Origin of the sequence: Pradoshia sp. (assembly GCF_051873915.1) — a bacterium.
GTDB lineage: Bacteria > Bacillota > Bacilli > Bacillales > Pradoshiaceae > Pradoshia.
Window position 1 is genome coordinate 1 of the sequence record NZ_JBJEFJ010000198.1, and the last position, 4,801, is coordinate 4,801.

At 44.5% G+C, this 4,801-nt stretch carries 5 protein-coding genes; 4 read left to right on the top strand and 1 reads right to left on the bottom strand.

Annotated features, from left to right (window positions below):
• Window positions 1-186 precede the first annotated feature (186 nt).
• Complete coding sequence (locus ACI35L_RS17305; protein WP_049670145.1) at window positions 187-1,344, top strand: M14 family metallopeptidase; 1,158 nt, start codon at window positions 187-189, stop codon at window positions 1,342-1,344.
• A 104-nt stretch (window positions 1,345-1,448) separates the two neighbouring features.
• Window positions 1,449-2,567 carry a hypothetical protein gene (locus ACI35L_RS17310; protein ID WP_439803426.1) on the top strand — a complete coding sequence of 373 codons (1,119 nt, stop codon included), beginning with the start codon at window positions 1,449-1,451 and terminating at the stop codon, window positions 2,565-2,567.
• 40 nt (window positions 2,568-2,607) lie between these two features.
• Here ACI35L_RS17310 and ACI35L_RS17315 read toward each other — a convergent pair whose 3' ends face one another.
• On the bottom strand, window positions 2,608-2,781 hold the full coding sequence (locus ACI35L_RS17315) for a DUF2759 domain-containing protein (RefSeq protein WP_049670147.1): 174 nt from the start codon (window positions 2,779-2,781) through the stop codon (window positions 2,608-2,610).
• Between the two features lie 191 nt (window positions 2,782-2,972).
• On the opposite strand from ACI35L_RS17315, the gene ACI35L_RS17320 reads away from it, so the two are divergent.
• Window positions 2,973-3,605, top strand: a complete 633-nt coding sequence (locus ACI35L_RS17320; protein ID WP_439803427.1) for an MBL fold metallo-hydrolase — start codon at window positions 2,973-2,975, stop codon at window positions 3,603-3,605.
• 76 nt (window positions 3,606-3,681) lie between these two features.
• Complete coding sequence (locus ACI35L_RS17325) at window positions 3,682-4,761, top strand: class I SAM-dependent methyltransferase (protein WP_439803428.1); 1,080 nt, start codon at window positions 3,682-3,684, stop codon at window positions 4,759-4,761.
• Window positions 4,762-4,801 lie beyond the last annotated feature (40 nt).

The window sequence follows — 4,801 nt, forward strand, 5'->3', positions numbered from 1 at the left end:
GGTAAATTACTGGGGTTTTTTGTTTTTTCGGTGTTCAAATGGACAAAGCTGGTGGTGGAAAAATAATGTAATGATATAGGTGTCCAAACATTGAAATACCTGTTAGGATAAAAGAGGAGACTTTTCTTCTGCATCTTCTTTTTCGTACCAGTTATTCATAACATGGTGGAGAAAGGGAGTGGAGATGTGAAAGTAACCATATATGAGCAGGACCTATTAACTAGATTATCTGTGCTGTTTGCTCTCCCATTATCGGTCCTGGCCGAGAGCAATCCGCATGTAACAGGCAATCTGCTGTCCCCAGGTGATGAAATTATAATCCCGGGGTATTGGACAAGGAAGGAACGGATGCCGAAAGAGGAATTTCTGGCTCCTGTCAATAGGGAGCGCATCCATTTAATTAATCAGAAGAAAGGAATTCTTGCAGAACGAATGAGCAGGATTCCCGTTAAGATAAAGCATCGAATTGTCGATACGACCGAACCGTATTCGTCAGTCAAATATATGAATGATCTAGATATTTTACAAACAATATTCCCTTTTATGAAGGTAACGGTCATTGGACATTCATCCCTCGGGAAGGAAATTAAGGAGATACGAGTTGGTATTGGGAAGAAGAAAGTCCATATGAATGCATCTCTTCATGCCAATGAGTGGATTACGAGTCTTGTATTGATGGAATGGCTCAATGAATATTTAGTTGCCCTGACGAACGGAACGAGAATAGGGCATTGCTTAGCATTGGAACTCTTTCAGGAATGTGAACTGTCGATTGTTGGAATGGCGAATCCAGACGGGGTGGATCTTGTCATTGACGGGCCGCCTGCAGACATTGCCGAAGAGTGTGTGAAACTAAATGACGGAAAAATAGACTTCCATGGGTGGAAAGCTGATATAGAAGGGGTTGACCTAAATAGGCAATTTCCCGCTAATTGGGATACGATGAATGAGAGATATCAGGGGGGACCTGGACCAAGAGATTATCCTGGGAAGAAGCCCCTTACGCAAAGGGAAGCCATTGCTCTTGCAGATCTTGTGAGAAGAGAAAACTTTGACCGGGTGGTAGCCTTGCATACACAGGGCCATGAATTCTATTGGGGCTATAATGGACATGAGCCGCAGCTATCAGCCATTATGGCAAGAGAATTTATGATGAAAACGAGCTATGCCTCGATTCAGTATGTGGACAGCCATGCCGGCTTTAAAGATTGGTTCATCCAGGAATACAAAAGACCTGGCTTCACCCTGGAACTGGGTAAAGGAGTCAATCCGCTTCCACTCTCACAGTTCAAGACGATTTATGAGGAAACAAAGCATTTGCTGAATGCTTCAATATATTTATAAAACTGGTGGCTGCAAACGGCGGGTACCTTTCTGACATCGATTGAAAGGAAGGAACGAATCGATTGCAGATAAATGATGAGAAGTTTAGATGAGGAGAGGGAAGAGTGAAAGAGGAAAAAAACAGGCTGTTTGTTAATCGAATTGTACGCATTTGTTGGATAATCCTCTTCCTTTTATTTAGTGTTCTGCTTGTATCCTGCTCAAAGGATGACAAGAATCATATAGATAAGGCAGAGACGAAGGAAAGGGAGAATAAGTCGGTTGTGAAGGTAGCTGAGAAGGAGTTGATTGAAACAGCCGGCTGGCTCTCCGAGGATGAAATTCTCACGATTGAACAGGATGAGGAGGGACAAGCCGTATTCCTCCATCAATTCAATGAAGAAAAGCCGATAGAGCTTTTTCGGACATCCGATGCGATTATGTCTGCCTCTGCTAGTTCAAGCGGAGAGTATATAGCCATTACCCATTCCAGCAAGTCTGACTCTGCCACGCTGCAAATCATCACCCGTGAGGGCAGGAAGGTAATGAAGCGGGAAATTATCTCCTCCTACGTGCTCTTTGAGTGGGATAATACGATGGAGCCAGAGGATCAGCTCTTAGTTATGGCCCTGCAGGAGGATTGGAGCTACGACAGCCTGCTGATAAACGCCGAAACAAAGGAAGAGTCAGAGCTTACCTTGCCGAAGCCATTTATTCAATGGATTGACGACAGCCATATTGCCTATATGGGGGAGAAGGCGGAAGCGGGCGAGCCTGTTCATCGCTATGACATGATGACACGGGAAGATACGGTTATTTATGAAGATGCAGTCGGGGTCTACAGTAAGTACGGTAAAACAATCGTAGCAACAATAGATGAAGATAAAGAAGCTATGACGCTAAAGGTCTATTTAGAAGGCGATTTTGAAAAACCGATACAAGAGATAAGGATACCTACCCTTGAAAAGGATGGAGAATATCTCATTCCATATATGGATATGCCGGAGGATGGAAACACAGTCTTTGTTCTGGCACCGATGTCTGGGATGGATTCCACACTTTACGAACTGATTGAATGGAATCTTAACACAAATGAGACGCCGAGGATAGTGGACCGGGTTAATAATGAGCCGATTTCCTGCAATAAAAAGGGAACCTATTGCTTGTACGGCCATTTGCTCGATTCCTTGATTGATATGGAGAAGCGGACGATTGAGAGGATATCACAGGCAGAAATCATGTAAAAGAGGAATCGAGCTTTTGACCCGATTCCTCTTTTACGGATTAATGTCCGGTAGGGTAGCCGTTATTTAGTACGGTCATCACGGAAAACCAGCCAAATACTGCTACCGTCCCGAGGGCAAATAAGACGCCGAGAAAGTTCTTGTTTTTAAATGCGCTGATTAAGGCGAAGATACCCAGGATCGCAGCTAAACCAAAAATGATCACTAGTCCCATTTTTATTTCCCCCTTTGGAAATAATCAAATGCCTAAAATAATTAACAAAAAATAGCATTCTACCATATTTTAATGGTTTTGGTAGCATTTGTCGAGAGGTTGCTGGTCATGCGTGAATACCTTTATCCAGGCGAGGGGTTTGTGTACAATAGAAAGATGAGAAAGGCACGTGTAAGGAGGAAAAAATTACCGTGAAAAAAACATGGAAACGAGTGCCGCTTGGCCCTCTTCAAACGAATTGTTATTTATATGCGAAGGAAAACGGAGACTGTGTCATCTTTGATCCGGGTGAGGAAGCACAGAAGCTGATTGGAATCATCCGCGAGAAAGGATGGAAGCCTGCAGCTATCCTGTTGACCCATGCGCATTTTGACCATATTGGAGCTGTGAACCCTATTCGGGAGCATTATGATATACCGGTTTATATTCATCAGAAGGAAGAGGATTGGCTGGAGAACCCCGCATTAAACGGCTCGCAATATTTCCAAATGGGACCGATTACCGCTAATGCCGCAGATGAGCTGATTACTAATGAAGGAATGTTTGAAGTTGCTGGCTTTACCTTTGAGGTGCTCCATACACCAGGACATTCTCCAGGAAGTGTTTCCTATTATGATAAGGAAGAAAAACTCGTCTTTTCTGGTGATGCCCTGTTTCGCGGAAGTATTGGGAGAACCGATCTTCCTGGCGGCTCACATGCACAATTACTAGACAGCATCCAGCAAAAACTTATGAAGCTTCCGTTGGATACCCTCTGTCTTTCCGGTCATGGTCCTGAAACGATTATAGAGGATGAAATGACCCATAATCCTTTTCTGCAATAATGGTAACTCAACGAGTAAAGCCCCTTTCCTCATTAAGGGGCTTTCTTTGTAACGTTCTTTTAATGGATGGGAGGACATGATGAAGAAAATCATTTTAGATCAGATTCGAACGAAACCAGATGCCTTTTTGACGTATGATCAGTACATTAGCTTAGCGCTTTATCATCCAGACAAAGGCTATTATATGAGGGAACAGTCAAAAATCGGGCGTGAGGGCGATTTCTATACAACGCCTGCCATGGCGCCTGTGTTTGGTGAATTTCTGGGGAAGTGGCTGTGCAGAACCTTGAAGGAGGCAGGACTACCGCCGGTTCTGGCTGAGCTTGGGGGAGGCAGCGGGCAGATGGCTGCCAATGTACTGAAAGGATTCAAGAAGGAGGACCCTCTCTACAGCGATAGGCTGATCTATCGTATCGTTGAAGGAAGTGCCTATCATCAAGCAGCTATTAGGCATGCAGTTGGTGATGATTCGAGAGTTCAGCTCTATCATTCTGTCACTGATCTTCCTTCCTGTGAGGGAATAATTTTCTCTAATGAGTTTTTTGATGCGCATCCCGTGAAGGTTGCCGTCAGGGATGGTCAAGAATGGCTGGAGGCAGGTGTTAGTGATGAGGCAGGTGAGCTGACAGAAGCAGCTAGAACGATCGGTGATGAGAAAATGAAGCGTATGCTCCGTGAATGGTCCATTCCACTACATATGAACCGGGTCGAAATCCCGCTGCAAATGATTGAGAGTTATGAAACTGCCGTACATAAATTGACACGGGGATATATGCTGACCATTGACTATGGGATGGAAAGAGATGAACAATTCAGTCCCCTCCGCAAGAATGGCACACTCAGAGCCTACCGGAATCACCGCTTATTGGATTCAGTTCTCGATTTCCCCGGGGAGGCCGATATTACATTTAATGTCCCATTTGACCTCCTTCGAAGTCAGGGAGAGACACTAGGTTTAGAGGAAGCTTTTTGGGGAGGGCAGGCAGAGTTTCTCATCAAAGGAGAAATTCTAAACGAGCTTGCCCATCAGGCAGATTTTGACCCCTTCTCTCCTGAAAGCCGGCGGAACCGGCAAATTCGTCAGCTGATAATGGGCGAGTCGATTAGTGATTATTTCCGTGTCCTTCTGCAATCGAAAGGGATAAAAAAACCTTGATGGGTCTCCATCAAGGTTTTTTCCTGGCTTTATTAATGTG